The organism is Pantoea sp. SGAir0184 (genome assembly GCF_043544755.1).
This window is the reverse complement of record NZ_CP028050.1, coordinates 154,164-170,537: the sequence shown is the minus strand read 5'-3', so window position 1 is coordinate 170,537 and position 16,374 is coordinate 154,164. Positions and strand designations below refer to the sequence as shown.

Here is a 16,374-nt window from a genome sequence, read left to right as displayed (position 1 = left end):
GGATTATCAGCATAACAGCAGCACGGTAAGCTGCTGACATCACTTCAGAGGAGCAGAGCGATGTTGGTAAACGGTAAGTGGAGCGCAGAGTGGCATCCGGTTCAGGCCACCGATAAACAGGGTGGCTTTGTACGCCAGACTTCCAGCTTTCGTCACTGGATTAGCGCCGATGGCAGCAGCGAATTTGCCGCCGAGCCGGATCGCTATCATCTGTATGTCGCGCTGATCTGCCCATGGGCCTCGCGCACGCTCATTGCGCGCAGCCTGAAAGGGCTGGAGCAGATTGTCAGCGTGTCGGTGGTTGAGCCGCAGCTTGGCGCGCAGGGCTGGCGCTTCGGCGATTATCCCGGTGCCGATCGCGACCCGCTGAACAACGCTGAGTATCTCCACCAGCTGTATACCCGCGCCGACGCCGACTTTACCGGGCGCGCCACCGTGCCGGTGCTGTGGGATAAAAAAACCCAGACCATTGTTAACAATGAGTCGGCGGATATTCTGCGCATGTTCAACAGCGGCTTTGGCGATCTGGCAGACAACCGGCTCGATCTCTACCCTGAGGATCTGCGCCAGGAGATCGACGCGCTGAACGCAACGATCTATCCGCGTCTCAATAACGGCGTTTATCGCACCGGTTTCGCCACCACCCAGGTGAGCTATCAGCAGGCGTTTAATGAAGTATTTGAGCAGCTTGATGAGCTGGAGCAACGGCTGAAAGATGGCCGCACTTTTCTGCTGGGTGAACGACTGACCGAAGCCGATATCCGCCTGTTCGTGACCCTGATACGCTTTGACGTCGCCTATCACGGCCTGTTCAAATGCAACCTGCGCCGCCTGCGCGATTACCCGCTGCTCGATCGTTACCTGAAGAGTGTGCTGGCGGTCTCCGGCGTGCGGCAAACGGTGAACATCGACCACATCAAACAGGGCTATTATTCGATTAAAGCGCTGAATCCCAACGGCATCGTGCCGGCGGGACCGGATATGGCGGACTACGGTTTTTAAGGAGCAGGGCAATGGCAAAAGCGTTAGTGGTGTTTTTACATGGCGTCGGCAGTAATGGCGCGGATTTGGCGGTGCTGGGGCAACACTGGTCAGCGCTACTGCCCGACGTGGCATTTGCCGCGCCCGATGCGCCCTTTCCCTTTGAGCACGCGATGGGCTATCAGTGGTTCAGCCTGACCGGCATCACGCCGGAAAACCGTCCGGCACGCGTACGGGCTGCGCGCGACGCCTTTGACGCCACGCTGCAGCAGTTGATGGCGCAGCACGCGATGGCCGGCGCGTGGCAAAAGGTGATTCTGGTGGGATTCTCGCAGGGCTCTATCATGGCGCTGGATGCGCTGGCCTCCGGACGCTATCCGCTGGCTGGTGTGGTGGCCTTTTCTGGTCGCCTGGCCTTTGACGAGCCGCTCACGCCGCCGCCGCATGCCTCCGCGCTGCTGATTCACGGCAAAGCCGATGAGGTGATTCCGTTCAGCGAAACCGTCTCCGCCGCGCAGCGCCTGCAGAGCGCGGGCGTCGCGGTCACCGCACAGTATGAACCCGCCACCGGTCACACCATTTCCAGCCACGGCGCGATGCAGGCAGCGGCCTACATCGCCCAGTGCCTGCAGGATTAAGGCCAGTAGCGCTGCAGCGCCTGCCACGCCTGACGCGCGGCCGCTTCCGGCGGCTGTGCTTTGAGACGATCGTTAAACACTTCGATGCCCACCGGACCGCGATAGCCTGCACTTTTCAGCTTATCAACAAAGCGTTCCACTTCAATGATGCCGTCGCCGGGCAGTAAGCGCTGATGGCGCGCATAGTCGCTCAGCGCCTGCTTTTCCTGCGGTGGCATCTGCGCCATATCGCACAGCTGCACTTCATAAATGCGGTCGGCCGGAATGCCGTCGAGCTGAGAGGCATCGCCACCGCGTGCGCAGATGTGGAACAGGTCGACCACCAGCCCGATATTGGGCTGATCCAGCCGCTGCAAACGCTGCCACGCCAGCGGCAGCGTATTGTCGACGCTGCACCACGCCATCGGCTCATACATGATGCGCATGTTATAACGCGCGGCTTCCGAGGCCAGCCAGCGCAGATCCTCATCAATGCGCTCCGCAACGCAGTCTTCGCGCGTGGTCGCCGGCGCCTGAATGGTATCGCAGCCCAGCGATTGCGCGACGCGAATGAAATCACGCAGTTCGGCGCGCTTTTGCAGCCGTTCGCTGTCCGGCGCGCCGGTAAAGTCACGCAGCACCTGCAGATTGGTAAAGCCCAGGTTTAGCTGCGCGGCCAGCGCCGCCGTGTGCTCAGTAACCTCTTCCCGCCATATTTCAACCTGATCGAACCCGGCGGCACGCGCCGCCTGCAGCTTATGCGCCGATTCACCGTTTAACAGCACCAGGTTAAGGAATTTCGGGTTTGCAGACATCAACAGCTCCTTAATCGTCCGGATAAAGCGGTGACAGAGGCTGTGCGCCACCCGCACAGCATCCTGATCAGTATCCCCCTCTTAAGGGTGATTTCAAGCGTGTCGTTTAGCCCAGCAGATTCACCACGGCGAAACCGGCAAAGGTCATCAGCAATGAACCGATGACATGCACCATCACGCTCGACATTGCCCACAGGTATTTTCCTGATTGTAGCAACACCACGATCTCGGCCGAGAAGGTCGAAAAGGTCGTCAGCCCGCCGCACAGGCCGGTGACGATCAGCAGTTTCCATACGGGATCGATGTGCGGATTGCGCACAAACCACGCCATTGCCGCGCCAATAATAAAGCCACCGACCAGATTAACGATCAGTGTACCTGGCGGCAGGTTGGGGAATAACGTATTGAAACGCAAAGAAATAAGCCAGCGCAGCGTGCAACCGATGGCACCACCGATCATGACCGCGAACAGCGACTTCAGCATAGTCTGGAGCTCCTGAATTGAGATACGCGCAGGGCCGCGGCAGGACAGAAACTGCACCTGACACACCGCCGTCTCCCGCGCAGGGATAAGCAAGTTGTCAGGCGTCATCAGCCGTCTGTAACCAGAGGGCGGTTGGGTAAGGTGGCACGCCATCACCTCAGAGGCACGATAATACGCTGGCGCGGCGGAGGTGACAATATTCACCTGCCGTCAGCGTATCGTCGGGGACGATTATGTTTTACCGTGGCAGACATCATCAGCGAGGAGATTCCGATGCGTACCCTGATTTTTGATACTGATATCGGCGTGGATGACGCCTTTGCGCTGGCGTATGCGGCGCGCACGCAGCGGCTGCTGGGCATCACCACGGTGTTTGGCAATGTCGCGGTTGGCCAGGCGGTAAAAAACGCCCGGCTGTTCTGTGCAAAGATGAACATCAGCGCGCCGGTGTATCGCGGCTGTGCGCGTCCGCTGGCGCTGGCCCCTTCCGCACCGGCTACCCTGCACGGCGCAGACGGTCTCGGCGATGCCTTCGATAACCCGTACAGCGAGGCCGCCGACAGCGCGGTACAGTTCATCATCGACAGCGTACGCGCGCAGCCGCATGCGATTACCCTGGTGGCAATCGGGCCGCTGACCAACATCGCCTGCGCCATCAACCAGGCGCCAGACATTATTCCGCTGATGAAAGAGCTGGTGATCATGGGCGGCGCGTTTGGCACCGACGGCCACGCTGGCAACGTGACGCCGTTCGCCGAGTTCAATATCTGGAAAGATCCGCATGCCGCCGATCAGGTGCTGGCCTCGGCGCTGCCGGTGGTGATGCTGCCGCTGGATGTGACGCACAAGGTGCTGATCAGCGGAGAGGAAGTGCGCCAGCTGAATCAGCCGGTGTTAAGTGCCATCTGCCGGCCTTATCTGGCTTACAGCCTGCAAAAAGAAGGATTTGATGGCATGGCGCTACACGATACCCTGACGCTGTCATGGCTGGCGCTGCCGCAGGCGTTCAGCGTGACGACAGCGCCGGTGCGCGTGGTGACCGAAGGCATCAGCCGCGGCCAGACGCTGCAGCGCGTGAGCACCCTCGCCTCGCGCGACGATCCATTCGCCGGCCTGCGCGCCCAGCGGTTGTGTCTGGGCGTCGACGCCGAGGCGGTACGGCAACATTTTTTTGCCACGCTGCGCGCCTGACACTCTCTCTAGCGGGCGAAATGGATGACGCCTTTGATCAGCTCAGGGTTGTTGATCACCCCGGGCTCAAAAGTCTCGGCCAGCGTCGAGAAGTCGTAATGGCGGTTGAGCATCATATCGGCCCGCAGCTGACCGCCGGCCATCAGGGCGCGCACTTTGTCGAAGTCTTCCCGCGTGGCGTTGCGGCTGCCCAGCAGCGTGGTCTCCTTTTTGTGAAACTCGGTGTCGGGGATCACCAGATCGCCTTTGTGCAGGCCGACAAACACGATGGTGCCGCCGTGACGAATCAACTGCACGGCGCTGTTCATCGCCGCCGGACTGCCGGTGGCGTCAATCACTTTCGCGGCCAGCCGCCCGCCAAACTCTGCACGCAGCGCGGCGATAAAATCATCGGCCAGCGGATCGATCGTCGCCAGCTGCAGCTGCTGCGCAACGTGCGCGCGCCGCTGAGCGCTGGTATCGGCCACCACCACCTGCGCACCGGCTGCGGCGGCAATCGCCGCGACGCCCAGGCCAATCGGTCCGGCCCCGACCACCAGCACCTGCTCATCGGCGACCAGCGCCGCGCGTCGCACCGCATGGGCGCTGATGGCAAAGGGCTCAATCAGCGCCGCTGCTTCGGGCGCCACATCGTCAACCGCCAGCAAATTAGTGTCCGGCACGCTGAGAAACTCGCAAAAACCCCCGTCCTGATGCACGCCAATCACTGAAATCTGTTCACAGCAGTTGGTTTTGCCGCTTAAGCAGGCGTCGCAACGCTGACAGGCCACGTAAGGAATCAGCGCCACGCGCTGCCCTGGCTGAAAACCCTGCGCCGCCGCGCCCAGCGCCACCACTTCACCGCACAGCTCATGACCGAGCACGCGCGGATAGGAGAAAAACGGCTGATTACCGGCCCAGGCGTGAATATCGGTGCCGCAAATGCCGGCGGCAATCGGTTTAATCAGGACTTCGTGCGCGCCAGGCGTCGGTACGCTGCGCTGCTGCCACACCATGCTGCGCGGTTCGGCGACCACCAGCGTTTTCATGTTCGTCATCGTTTCCTCCTGGGCTGTTCACGCAGTTATGGCGAAAATCGACCGCGGCGGGAGGTTGCGCTGTGCGAAGTGTGAGTCAGCGCGATTTTTTTGGGCTTTGTGTGGTTTTTAATGCATAAAAAATCGGAGGGCCGTATGAGCCGAAGCCAGAATCTGCGCCAGAACGTCATCAATCAAATGCTGGAAGCCATTGCCCGCCGCCATGTGCGCTCGCCGCTGCCCCCGCAGGCGGCGCTGGCCGAGATGTTTAATATCAGCCGCACCACGGTGCGCCACACGTTGCAGCATCTGCATCAGCGCGGCGTGCTGGAAAAAGTGGCTGAGACCTACGTGATCGTGCGCGATCCCTGCGAGGAGGATGGGTTTAGCGTACTCAGCCCACCGATCGACCAACAGGCGGTGCAGTTTGAGCAGGCGTTTTTTAACCTGATTAACCAGCGCTTGCTGATGCCAGGCGACAGTTTCACCGAGCTGCAGCTGGCGCAGCAGGTGCGGGTCAGCCCGGTGGTGGTGCGCGAGTTCCTGCTGCGCTTTATGCGCTATAACCTGCTGGAACCGGTTAAGCGCGGCCACTGGCGAATGAAGAAATTCGATCAGGAGTACGCCGAAAAGCTGTTTGAACTGCGCGAAATGCTGGAAACGCACGCGCTGACCCGCTTTCTTAACCTCGCCGCCGGTGATGAACGCTGGGTGCAGGCGCGCGATCTGCTGGATCGTCATCGCGCGCTGCGCGACACCATCGCCAGCAACTACCGCCAGTTTGCCGCGCTGGATAAAGAGATGCATACGCTGATTCTCTCCGCCGCCAACAACCCGTTTTTCAATCAGTCACTGGAAATTATCTCTGTGATTTTTCACTCGCATTATCAGTGGGATGAAAGCGACCTGAAACAACGCAACATTGTCGCGCTGGAGGAGCATATGGCGATTCTTACCGCGCTCATCAGCCGCCAGGATGTCGACGCGCTGTGCGCGCTGCATGCGCATCTCAGAACCGCCAAACACTCGATGATTCGCTCTATCCGGCAGTACAATTAAAAACCGATTAAAAACCACAAAGCATAAGCGCCCGCACGAATCAGAAACATGTTTGCAACATCTCCCGCGGTTTACTTCTAGTCTCGAAGGCAGCCCCTTAGGGCAGCCCGTTTCGCTGCCGCAGGAACCCCAAGACTGATAACGATAAGTACCCGAACCTGGGAGGTTGCAATGGAAAATACATCAACGCGCGGCGGCACCACCGCGCCAGCACCCGAGCACGCCGGGCAGGATTATGTGCCGGCGCGCGCCGATGTGGTGCGCTCTCCGCGCATCCGTAAGATTCAAATCACCGCCATGCTGTTGCTGCTGTTCGCCGCCATCATCAACTACCTTGACCGCAGCTCGCTGTCGGTGGCCAACATGACCATCCGCGAGGAGCTGGGCTTATCGGCCACCGAGATTGGCGTGCTGCTGTCGGCGTTTTCGCTGGCCTACGGTTTAGCCCAGCTGCCGTGCGGCGCGCTGCTCGATCGCAAAGGCCCGCGCATTATGCTGGCCATCGGCATGTTCTTCTGGTCACTGTTTCAGGCGGCGGCCGGGCTGGTGCATAACTTCACGCAGTTTGTGCTGGTGCGCATCGGGCTGGGCATTGGCGAAGCGCCGATGAACCCGTGCGGCGTGAAGGTGATCAACGACTGGTTCAACATCAAAGATCGTGGTATGCCGATGGGGATGTTTAACGCGGCGTCGATGATTGGTCTGTCGGTGGCACCGCCGATTCTGGCGGCAATGATGCTGGTGATGGGCTGGCGCGGCATGTTTGTCACCATCGGCGTGCTGGGCATGTTTCTCGCCATTGGCTGGTATCTCACCTATCGCGACCGGGATAACAACAAACTGAGCGGCGAAGAGATTCACTATCTGCAGGCGGGCAGCGTGGCGTCACGCAAAGAGCCGCTGAGTTTCGCCGAGTGGCGTGGGCTGTTTAAGCAGCGCACCATGTGGGGCATGATGATTGGCTTCAGCGGCATCAATTATACCGCGTGGCTGTACATCGCCTGGCTGCCGGGCTATCTGCAGTCGACCTATCATCTGGATCTGAAAAGCACCGGCCTGCTGGCCGCCATTCCTTTCCTGTTCGGCGCGGCGGGCATGCTGCTCAACGGTTACGTGGTGGATGCGCTGGTGCGTCGCGGTTTTGACGCGGTGAAAGTACGTAAAGTGTCGATTGTCAGCGGCATGCTGCTCTCCGCAGCCTTTACCACCTTTGTGACGCGCGCCACCGACACCACCAGCGCGGTGACGCTGATTGGGATGGCGCTATTCTGCATTCACTTTGCCGGTACCTCATGCTGGGGCCTGATCCACGCTAACGTCACAGCGCGCATGACGGCATCAGTGGGCAGTATCCAGAACTTTGCCAGCTTCGTTTTCGCCTCTTTTGCGCCAGTAATTACCGGCTGGGTGCTGGATACCACCAAATCGTTCAGCCTCGCGCTGATGATATGTGCGGGCGTCACGGTGGTCGGCGCGCTGGCTTACCTGCTGCTGGTCAGAAAACCGATCACCGATGGGGTGTAACACCAGGGTTTCTGCTTAATCCTCTTCTCCGGGTGCGCAGGTTATGCGCACCCTTTCTTCATCCGCCCGCCACATGTCTTCCAGCCGCCGTGTTATCTCCTGAGTCCGGGTCTGATCAGATAAATTAAACTGCATGATGGCAATTACTATCCAGCACTATTAAGCCCAAAATAAGGAAAATATACCGCTAAATACGCCGGTAATAGTTATTATTTTAAGACAAAACTCAAAGACGAATATTATAAATTACCACCCTCAGTGTATTATTATCCATTAATGCATTAACGAAGGTGAATTAATTAGCCACAGTAAACTTTTGTGGATTAGATCAAAGTTTGACCGGATAATTTAACTTACCGTTCAGTCACTATTAATGTTCAGGTATGAGCGTGGAGACCAAATGGATTTACAACGCAAGGCCCTTTTTATCTCTTTTGATGCCGTGGCATTATCGGGTATTACGGTAGAAGCCACTAAAATTGCCGTTCGTTTACGCGAGCAGGGAATCACCTCCTTTCTTGATATCGGCTACGACATAAAAATTGATAAGGGAAACTTCGGACGTCCCTATTCCGAAAATGAAATTAATTCGCTAAAGCATCATTTTACATTAGTCCGGCACGATGAGATTCGTCAGGTGGAAGGTTATAACCCGGCCTTTCTGCAATATATTCATGACGTACTGATTAATCATAGCCAGACGCTGGATGCCACCGCAGAAAAAATCCTGGTGCAGCAGACGGAAAAGATGGCACAGGCGGTGGCAAACGCGCTGTGCGCAAAATGGCAGGCGCTGGATATCAATTATTTAATCATTGAGAACGGGACGCTGCCGGATAATATTATTTTTACCCGCGCGCTCTATCTGGCGATAGCGCAATACGGCGCCGCAAAACAGCTCGGCCGGTTTGTGTTGTGGCGCGACCACGACCTGATGTGGAACAGCGAATCCACTTCATCGCGTTACGGCAGCGCGCCCTGGCCACATGCCGTCAGGCCGCAGCCCTCGCCGCATATCACCTACGTCACGCTGAACCAGGCACTGGCCTCACAGCTGGCGGCCTGGTGCGAACATCAGGTCGAAATCGAGGTGATGCGTAATACCTATCCTTTTGACCCGAGCCATCCGCGCAAAGATTTACGCCGCCAGTTTGGGTTGCTGGCGCAGGACAAGGTGATTACCCGCACTACGCGAATTATTCCGGCTAAGCGACTCGATCGGGATATTCACCTGTTGCATGCGCTGAACAGTGAACTTATCGCGCAGCATCAGCCACAGCGCGTTTATTTAATGGTCGCTGGCGATCCGCTGGAAGACAGCGTGCATTATCACGCATTAAAGCAATTAATTAGCCGGTTCCAGCTGGAGCGTTACGTCATCTTTTTTGGCGCGTTAAATCACGACTTTATGGAGCGTAATCCACAGGCCACCACCATTCAGGATCTTTATCACGCCTGCGATGTGGTGTCGTTTTTAACCGCATGGGATTACGACAGCTACGGCAATCCGATTGGCGAAGCGATTAGCCATCAGCGCTGTTATATCGCCACCCGCTATGAATATTATCACGAGGTATATGGCCAGTACGGTTTTGAAGGCGAACTGATGGCAATTTCCGCCAGCCATGATGGCCTGCCGGATGCCGATTTTATTCAGCGCGTCAGTGCCTTGTTACAGGATGACGCGCGCCGCGACGCCATCGCCACGCGCAATTATCAGAAAGGAAAATCCCTGCTGTCGGATCACATCTTCCGGCAGATATTTAATGTGTAGTTAAGGAGTGACTATGGATAACCGTTGTTTTATTTCTGTCGTGCTGCCGGTTTATAACGAGGCAGCACGTATTAACGCGGTGCTGGAATCAATATTGCAGCAGCGTTCACCCGGCGGATTGTTTAATTTTGATAATCTGGAAGTGATCATGGTGGATAATAATTCCACCGATAATTCGGTCGCGCTGATTGAAGCCTTTGCCGCGCAGCATCCGCAGCTGACGATTCATCAGCTGCAGGAGACGGTGCAGGGCGTCTCTTCGGCGCGGAAAAAAGGCATGGATTTCGCCTCACAGCGCGCCGGTCTGCGCGACGAGGCCAGCGGTTTTCAGCGCAAACATTACATTCTCTCTGCCGATGCGGACTGCACCGTTGATGCACTGTGGATCGACGAACTGGTCGGCACCATGATTGCGCAAAACGGCGATCTGGGCACCTGTAACTACTACTACGAAACCGCGGATTTCCACGAGCGCCCGCGGCTGTATGCGGAGATTGATAAAACGCTGCGCTGCCGCCACGCTTCCTTCTCCCTGTTTGGCGGCTTTCCGGACGGCAAAGGCTTTGGCGTCGAAAAGCAGCTGTACGATGAAGTGGGCGGCATTGAGATTTTTTATCAGCTGAAAAACGGTGAGTTTGTTGAACATCTGTCAGACGACTGGGATTTTGGCATCAAGGTGATCGCCGCCGGCGGCAAACCGGTGTATGCGCCCAACTCCCGCGTGCAGATCAACAGCCGCCGGGTGGATAACCTGCTGCACGAAGTGATTGAAGGCGTGGCCTACGGCCATAACGGCACCATCATCATGAAAGATGTGCGACCCACGCTCACCGCACTGACGCCGTTCACCGATGTCAGCGCAGAGCAGGCGCAGCAGGCGTGGCACTACTCGATTAAAGATTACGTGCCAAAAAATCTGGTGCTGCCGGTGCTGCTGAATCCGTCGCTGCTGCGCGACGATGCCGCGGTGATTGATTTCTTCACGCCAGAGGTGGCTGAACGCCTGTTCGACCGCATTCACAGCATAATGCTGGAGATGAGCGTGACCGATTTCCTGCCGATTCACAGCTACAAAACCCCGGCGTTTCGCCTCTATTTTGAATTCCGCCATGAGCTGTTTGCCGCGCTGCGTCGTGCCGTCGGCGCAGAGATTGGCGAGCCACCGCCGCTGCCGGCCTGCTTTGCCCAGGTGACGGAAAATGATTTCGCCCGCTTTGTCTGGTATTACTGCGAAGATCGCGAATCCGGTGAGGCGCATAACTACTTTGCAAACGGCGGGGTGTTCTGATGCGTGCTGCCTGGCTGCAATCCCTGCAGGATATCGATCGTCACTATCCTCGCCCGGCCATATGCGAGGTGCTTAGCCGGCCGGAAAACGCCGATTTGCTGGAATACGTTGTGCATGATCCTTTTGGTTGCCATGTATTTCCCGGTGATATCGACGATTTCCCGCTGCCGAATTTTTTCCGCGCCATGCAGCACAGCCTGAGCCATGCGCCGCAAATTCATCTGTGGGCGTATATCCCTACCTGCCGCTACAAGTGCCACTTTTGCCAGTTTCCTACGGTGATTGTAAATCCGCAGTCGCCGCGCGCGCCTGAGCTGTTCCGCGATATCGTCGATCGCAATATTCAGGAGGCGAAACTGTGGCTGGCGCAGTTGCCGACACTGGGTGAAGTGCCGGTGGGTGAGTTCAACCTGTTCGGCGGCACGCCCTCGCTGCTGCCACCGGATGAGCTGCGGCGCTTAATGGATTTTTACCGCAACCATTTCAACTTCCGCGAAGCCACGCTGCGCTTCGAAGGCGAGCCCGGCACGCTGACGCGCGAATTCCTCGCGCAGCTGCGCGAACTGGGCTTCAGCAAACTGTCGTTTGGCGCGCAGTCATTCTCAGACCGCCTGATCAAAGGCTGTGGTCGCCTGCACAGCGCGGATGCCTGCTACAAGGTGATTCGTGATGCGCGCGAGCTGGGCTTCGCCCTGGTCAGCGTCGACCTGATGTATGGCCTGCTGGGACAAACGGTGGACGACGTGCGTGACGATCTGCAGCAGGCGCGCGCGCTTGACCTGTCGCATCTGGTGTTCACCAAGCTGCACATGAAGCCGTTCGCCGAGAGCCGCACCGGCGTATCGGCGGAGGGAGAAAATGCCTGGCAGCGTAAGAATGCGGCGATGCCCAGCCTGGGTCAGCAGTATCAGATGCGCGCGCTGGCCGAGCAGTGGCTGGATGGCGATTACCTTGAACATCCCACCATGTATTTCCACCATCGCAGCGCACCGCCGGAGAAGTGGAAAGCGATCATTACCGATCTCGACCAGCAGGCACCGGAAGTGGCGATTGGCCTTGGCGGCAGCTCCAAATGTGCCGGCGCGGAGCTGATTAACCTGACCGACTACGCCGATTATCAGCGCGCACTGGATAACGGTGAGCTGCCGATCGCCTCGGTGCGCGGTATGTCGCCGGATCAGCAGGCCATCAACGGCTGCAAGATGGCGCTGTCAACGCTGATTCCGCTCGACGATGTGCTGTTTCAGCAGAAGTTTGGCGTCAGCCTGTTTGCCCAGCCGACCATCGCCCGTGCGCTGCGTGAGTTGCAGCAGCGCGAGTTAGTGCACAGCAATGGCCGCTACGTCACGCTCACCCCCGCCGGCCGCGTGCTGGTAGAAGCCATCATCAATACCCAGTTCGACTAAACCGCCCTTACCTCTCAACGGCACGCGACGGCGTGCCTGGAGCCTGTTATGTCCCAGTCTGTTTATAGCTTTTTTTATATCGCCATCGACACCGAAGCGGGCGTCACCGCTGAACAGTTTGAAACCTTCGTGCGCGAAAAAGGCGTGCATCTCCCCTGCTATCCCGGCTGGCGCTGGACGCTGTTTCGCGGTCTGCGCGGCGAGCGCGTCGATCAATACCTGATGCTGTTTGAAATGAAAGATGCGGCACAGCGCGCGCGCTTTATGCAGGATGACGGTGAACTTACCGCCGAGGCAGAGCACTTCTGGCATCTGCATCCTGACGCGGACGCGCTGCTCAGCGAGTGGCGCCAGCTGGCGACCTTCGCGCGGCGCCCGACAATTTTCACCCATTTCGATCTGCTGGCAGAGAATCCTCACAGTACGCTGCCGGGTGGCCCGCGATTTGATGCCCGCAGCGGCACCGCGCGCATTCTCGGTACCCACTATCTGGCGCTGCGACCGGGCGTGCAGCCGCAGGAATTTGAGCAATTCATCGCGCAGAATGCCGCGCGTATCGTTGATTATCCCGGCTGGAAGTTTCATCTGCTGAAAGGTCACAGCGGCAACCGGCTGGACGGCTATGTGGTGATGATGGAGATTGAGAGTGAAGCGGCGCTGAATGTGTTTTATCCGCAGCCTGATATCGCCACCGCCAGCGCGGCTGACTTTGCGCGCGCGCACCGGGATACCAAACAGATGTATGAAGAGTGGAAGCAACTGGCGTCCTTTTCCGGTTCGCCGCAGCTGTATACCGATTATCTCGCCGTGGCGGAATGCGGCACGCTGAAGTGAGTGCAGGCGGCGCGTTCTGCTCATTGCTGAAACGCGCCGCCGGTTTTCTCCGTTACGACTGGTAGTAATACACCGCTTCAAAAGGCCGCAGGTGCGTCAATGCCCCAGGCGGCGATGCCTCACTGTAATTACTCATGAGCACCTGCCAGTTGCCTTCAACTTCCGGCAGCAGCAGCGGCTGTGCGCTGTGACTCAGGTTCGCCACCACCAGCAGGCTTTCACGCGGCGAATTGCGACGATAACACCAGATGTGTGACGCTTGCGGTGCCAGATCCTGATAATCACCCTCGGTGAAGATAGCGTAACGCTTACGCAGCCGAATCAGCGTTTGGTAGCCATAGAACACCGAGTTGCTGTCGAGCAGCGCGTTAGCCGCGTTGATCAGCGTATAGTTATCCGCCACGCCTATCCACGGCTCACCCCGCGTGAAGCCGGCATTGGCGCTGCTGTCCCACAGCATCGGCGAACGGCTGTTATCGCGCGATTTGCTGGCCAGTATCGCCAGGATTGCCGCCTCCGGCTTGCCCTGCGCCAGCCACGCAGCGTGGATGTTGTGGCTCTCAATGTCCTGATACTGCTCAATGCGGGTAAAATGAGGGTTGGTCATTCCCAGCTCTTCGCCCTGATAGATATAGGGCGTGCCCTGCATGCCGTGCAGCAACATCGCAAAGCATTTTGCCGAGGCGATGCGCAGCGCACCTTCATCACCAAAGCGCGTGACGATACGCGGCTGATCGTGGTTACACCAGAACAGCGCATTCCACGCCACGTCGTGCATCCCGCGCTGCCACTCCGCAAAAATTGCCTTGAGCTGAACAAAGTCCGGTGCCGCCAGCGTCCATTTGTCGCCCTGGGGATAATCCACCTTAAGATGGTGGAAGTTAAAGGTCATCGACAGCTCGTTTTGCGCCAGCGAAGCATAGCGCTGGCAGTTGGCCAGCGTGGTCGAGGACATTTCCCCCACCGTCATCAGCCCGCGCGGCGTGAACACATCGCGGTTGAACTCCTGCAGGTAGTCATGGATGCGCGGACCATCGGTGTAAAAGCGCCGCCCGTCATGGCCGGGCAGATCGTCGCTAAAATCCTGGTGCTTCGACACCAGGTTGATCACATCAAGCCGCAATCCATCGACGCCTCGATCCGCCCAGAAATGGCACACCTGCTTTAACGCCTCGCGCACCGCCGGGTTTTCCCAGTTGAGATCGGCCTGCTCCGGCGCGTACAGGTGCAGATAGTATTGCTGACGCCGTTCGTTCCACGCCCAGGCGCTGCCGCCAAACTTAGACTGCCAGTTATTGGGCGGCGTGCCGGGCACCCCGTCGCGCCAGATATAGAAATCGACGTACGGCTGCTCACCGGCTTCGGCACGCTTAAACCAGGCGTGCTCGGTCGAGGTGTGGTTGAACACCATATCCAGCACCATGCGCATACCGCGCCGGTGCGTCTCCGCCAGCAGGTGGTCAAAGTCGGCCATGGTGCCGTAGGCGGGATCGATGGCAGTGTAATCCGCCACGTCGTAACCGTTATCGATCTGCGGCGACACATAGATCGGCGTCAGCCACAGCGCATCAACGCCCAGCTGCTGCAGATAATCCAGCCGCTGGATCACACCGTTGAGATCGCCGGTGCCCCGCGCCCCGCTGTCCTGAAAACTTTTGGGATAGATTTGGTAGATCACCGCCTGGCGCCACCAGGGATATTCAGCGTGCCTGTTCATGTTGCACCTCGGCCTGGCTGATGATGGCGGTTGCCGCTTTACGTTTGGTGATGATGACGGTCAGCAGCAGCGGAACCAGTATCGCCACCAGAATCGCCAGCGAGTAAACCGTCCAGTACTGTGGCTGAATCGAGAGGATGCCCGGCAAGCCGCCCACGCCGATGCCGTTGGCCATCACACCGTTGAGGCCGCACAGCAGCGCCGCCAGCGCAGAGCCAATCATGGCGCACAGCATAGGGTAGCGGTACTTGAGGTTGACGCCGTACATCGCCGGCTCCGTTACGCCTAGCCACGCTGAAATGGCGGCCGGCACGGTGAGGTCGCGTTCAGCACGATCTTTGTTAGCGATAATGATGCCGACCACCGCAGCACCCTGTGCAATATTGGACAGCGCAATCAGCGGCCACACCGGCGTGCCGCCCATGCTCTGAATCATCTGCAGATCAACCGCCAGCGTGGTCTGATGCACGCCGGTGATCACCATCGGCGCATACAGGAAGCCAAACAGCGCGGCACCAATCGGCGCGAAGCTGCCGGTCATCAGATGACGCACCGCGAAGGCGATGCCGTCGCCAATCAGACGGCCAAATGGGCCAATCAGGCTGTGGGCGAGGAAAACCGACAGCAGCAGCGCACACACCGGCACCACCACCAGCGTCAGATAGGCGGGCACGATACGTTTTAGCGCCAGTTCGATTTTTGCCAGCGCCAGCCCGGCCAGCAGCGCCGGGATCACCTGCGCCTGATAGCCGACCCGATCAATGCTGAACCAGCCAAAGTTCCACACTTCCGGCACCTGGCTGCCAATCAGATACGCATTCATCAGCTGCGGTGAAACCAGCGTAATGCCCAGCACAATCCCCAGGATTGGCGTACCGCCCAGCTTGCGCACCACCGACCAGCAAATCCCCACCGGCAAATAGAAGAAGATCGCTTCGCCAATCAGCCAGAGGAAATCGTACAACCCTTTCACACCGGGATAGAGCTGCACCAGGGTTTTATCATCCGCCACGGCAATATCGCCGAGCACGTTACGGAAACCGAGAATTAAACCGCCGCTAATTAACGCCGGTAATAACGGGAAAAATATCTCAGCAAAATGGGATAATAATGCCTCGTGCCATTTCATCTGGCTGCGCGCTGCAGATTTAATCTGCTCCTTAGAGGTCTCACTAATATTTAGTGCTTCAACTAACGCTTTATAATAAGTGTCAACTTCGGTTCCAATAATTACCTGAAACTGTCCGGCAGAATTAAAGCATCCTTTAACGCCGGGCGTGGCGCGGATGGCCTCCGGATCGGCCTTGTCGACATCCTGCAGAACAAAGCGCAGGCGGGTAATACAGTGCGAAAGTGACAGAATATTTTCCCGACCGCCCACGCGGTCAATGAGATCGTTAATGATCTCGCGACTGATGGTTTTCATTATCATCCCTTATTTCCATGCCGGAATCGGCAGTGGACGATAATACGCCGCTGCTTTTAATTTTAACTATAGCAAAGCGAGGGAATTAGTTGGCGATCACAAAAATATTTACGCAATACATCGCAGGAAAATTAACTTAACAATAATTATTTAACCTGATAACTAAATCTGCGCCATTTAAATATAAATTCGGGACATTTCGTATTGTTGAATAATTATTTAAGCGGTAGCGCGGTGGCAGT

14 protein-coding genes and 1 riboswitch are annotated in these 16,374 nt (G+C 57.8%); of the genes, 9 read left to right on the top strand and 5 right to left on the bottom strand.

The window, feature by feature from the left end:
- Positions 1-60: 60 nt before the first annotated feature.
- On the top strand, positions 61-1,002 hold the full coding sequence (locus C1N60_RS00780) for a glutathione S-transferase family protein (RefSeq protein WP_058770919.1): 942 nt from the start codon (positions 61-63) through the stop codon (positions 1,000-1,002).
- 11 nt (positions 1,003-1,013) lie between these two features.
- The gene (locus tag C1N60_RS00775) at positions 1,014-1,619 is read left to right on the top strand and encodes an alpha/beta hydrolase (protein WP_152390333.1); all 606 of its coding nucleotides are present in this window, start codon (positions 1,014-1,016) and stop codon (positions 1,617-1,619) included.
- On the opposite strand, the gene C1N60_RS00770 is transcribed toward C1N60_RS00775, so the two are convergent.
- Positions 1,616-2,413: a sugar phosphate isomerase/epimerase family protein gene (locus C1N60_RS00770; RefSeq protein ID WP_150059615.1), complete on the bottom strand. Its 798-nt coding sequence runs from the start codon at positions 2,411-2,413 to the stop codon at positions 1,616-1,618. The genes C1N60_RS00775 and C1N60_RS00770 overlap by 4 nt on opposite strands.
- 106 nt (positions 2,414-2,519) lie before the next feature.
- Positions 2,520-2,897: a fluoride efflux transporter CrcB gene (gene crcB / locus C1N60_RS00765; RefSeq protein ID WP_021507890.1), complete on the bottom strand. Its 378-nt coding sequence runs from the start codon at positions 2,895-2,897 to the stop codon at positions 2,520-2,522.
- A gap of 91 nt (positions 2,898-2,988) precedes the next feature.
- A riboswitch (Fluoride riboswitch) is annotated at positions 2,989-3,063 on the bottom strand.
- A 107-nt stretch (positions 3,064-3,170) separates the two neighbouring features.
- On the opposite strand from crcB, the gene C1N60_RS00760 reads away from it, so the two are divergent.
- The gene (locus C1N60_RS00760) at positions 3,171-4,088 is read left to right on the top strand and encodes a nucleoside hydrolase (protein WP_394521269.1); all 918 of its coding nucleotides are present in this window, start codon (positions 3,171-3,173) and stop codon (positions 4,086-4,088) included.
- An 8-nt stretch (positions 4,089-4,096) separates the two neighbouring features.
- Here the strand turns inward: C1N60_RS00760 and C1N60_RS00755 are convergent, their stop codons facing one another.
- Positions 4,097-5,125: a zinc-binding alcohol dehydrogenase family protein gene (locus C1N60_RS00755; protein WP_394521268.1), complete on the bottom strand. Its 1,029-nt coding sequence runs from the start codon at positions 5,123-5,125 to the stop codon at positions 4,097-4,099.
- A 135-nt stretch (positions 5,126-5,260) separates the two neighbouring features.
- On the opposite strand from C1N60_RS00755, the gene C1N60_RS00750 reads away from it, so the two are divergent.
- The 6 genes from C1N60_RS00750 (at position 5,261) to C1N60_RS00725 (ending at position 12,989) form a co-directional block, all read left to right on the top strand.
- Positions 5,261-6,163, top strand: a complete 903-nt coding sequence (locus tag C1N60_RS00750; protein WP_021507893.1) for a GntR family transcriptional regulator — start codon at positions 5,261-5,263, stop codon at positions 6,161-6,163.
- 171 nt (positions 6,164-6,334) lie between these two features.
- The gene (locus C1N60_RS00745; RefSeq protein ID WP_021507894.1) at positions 6,335-7,687 is read left to right on the top strand and encodes an MFS transporter; all 1,353 of its coding nucleotides are present in this window, start codon (positions 6,335-6,337) and stop codon (positions 7,685-7,687) included.
- 400 nt (positions 7,688-8,087) lie between these two features.
- Positions 8,088-9,461 carry a glycosyltransferase family protein gene (locus tag C1N60_RS00740; RefSeq protein WP_394521267.1) on the top strand — a complete coding sequence of 458 codons (1,374 nt, stop codon included), beginning with the start codon at positions 8,088-8,090 and terminating at the stop codon, positions 9,459-9,461.
- 13 nt (positions 9,462-9,474) lie between these two features.
- Positions 9,475-10,749: a glycosyltransferase gene (locus C1N60_RS00735; protein WP_211726973.1), complete on the top strand. Its 1,275-nt coding sequence runs from the start codon at positions 9,475-9,477 to the stop codon at positions 10,747-10,749.
- A complete protein-coding gene (locus C1N60_RS00730) occupies positions 10,749-12,155 on the top strand; it encodes a radical SAM protein (RefSeq protein WP_222951499.1) in 1,407 nt (468 codons plus the stop codon). Before C1N60_RS00735 ends, C1N60_RS00730 begins: the two co-directional genes overlap by 1 nt.
- A 48-nt stretch (positions 12,156-12,203) precedes the next feature.
- A complete protein-coding gene (locus tag C1N60_RS00725) occupies positions 12,204-12,989 on the top strand; it encodes a hypothetical protein (RefSeq protein ID WP_058759370.1) in 786 nt (261 codons plus the stop codon).
- A gap of 52 nt (positions 12,990-13,041) precedes the next feature.
- On the opposite strand, the gene treC is transcribed toward C1N60_RS00725, so the two are convergent.
- Complete coding sequence (gene treC / locus C1N60_RS00720) at positions 13,042-14,706, bottom strand: alpha,alpha-phosphotrehalase (RefSeq protein WP_127834717.1); 1,665 nt, start codon at positions 14,704-14,706, stop codon at positions 13,042-13,044.
- Positions 14,690-16,132, bottom strand: coding sequence for a PTS trehalose transporter subunit IIBC (gene treB, locus C1N60_RS00715; protein ID WP_394521266.1), 1,443 nt, complete (start codon positions 16,130-16,132; stop codon positions 14,690-14,692). The genes treC and treB overlap by 17 nt, the downstream gene beginning before the upstream one ends.
- Positions 16,133-16,374: the final 242 nt, after the last annotated feature.

Excerpts from the sequence above, each read along its gene's own strand:
- C1N60_RS00750 (WP_021507893.1), top strand. The coding sequence starts at position 5,261 with ATGAGCCGAAGCCAGAATCTGCGCCAGAACGTCATCAATCAAATGCTG.
- C1N60_RS00770 (WP_150059615.1), bottom strand. The coding sequence starts at position 2,413 with ATGTCTGCAAACCCGAAATTCCTTAACCTGGTGCTGTTAAACGGTGAA.
- C1N60_RS00760 (WP_394521269.1), top strand. The coding sequence starts at position 3,171 with ATGCGTACCCTGATTTTTGATACTGATATCGGCGTGGATGACGCCTTT.
- C1N60_RS00755 (WP_394521268.1), bottom strand. The coding sequence starts at position 5,125 with ATGACGAACATGAAAACGCTGGTGGTCGCCGAACCGCGCAGCATGGTG.
- treC (WP_127834717.1), bottom strand. The coding sequence starts at position 14,706 with ATGAACAGGCACGCTGAATATCCCTGGTGGCGCCAGGCGGTGATCTAC.
- C1N60_RS00775 (WP_152390333.1), top strand. The coding sequence starts at position 1,014 with ATGGCAAAAGCGTTAGTGGTGTTTTTACATGGCGTCGGCAGTAATGGC.
- treB (WP_394521266.1), bottom strand. The coding sequence starts at position 16,132 with ATGAAAACCATCAGTCGCGAGATCATTAACGATCTCATTGACCGCGTG.
- C1N60_RS00780 (WP_058770919.1), top strand. The coding sequence starts at position 61 with ATGTTGGTAAACGGTAAGTGGAGCGCAGAGTGGCATCCGGTTCAGGCC.
- C1N60_RS00725 (WP_058759370.1), top strand. The coding sequence starts at position 12,204 with ATGTCCCAGTCTGTTTATAGCTTTTTTTATATCGCCATCGACACCGAA.
- C1N60_RS00730 (WP_222951499.1), top strand. The coding sequence starts at position 10,749 with ATGCGTGCTGCCTGGCTGCAATCCCTGCAGGATATCGATCGTCACTAT.
- crcB (WP_021507890.1), bottom strand. The coding sequence starts at position 2,897 with ATGCTGAAGTCGCTGTTCGCGGTCATGATCGGTGGTGCCATCGGTTGC.
- C1N60_RS00745 (WP_021507894.1), top strand. The coding sequence starts at position 6,335 with ATGGAAAATACATCAACGCGCGGCGGCACCACCGCGCCAGCACCCGAG.
- C1N60_RS00740 (WP_394521267.1), top strand. The coding sequence starts at position 8,088 with ATGGATTTACAACGCAAGGCCCTTTTTATCTCTTTTGATGCCGTGGCA.
- C1N60_RS00735 (WP_211726973.1), top strand. The coding sequence starts at position 9,475 with ATGGATAACCGTTGTTTTATTTCTGTCGTGCTGCCGGTTTATAACGAG.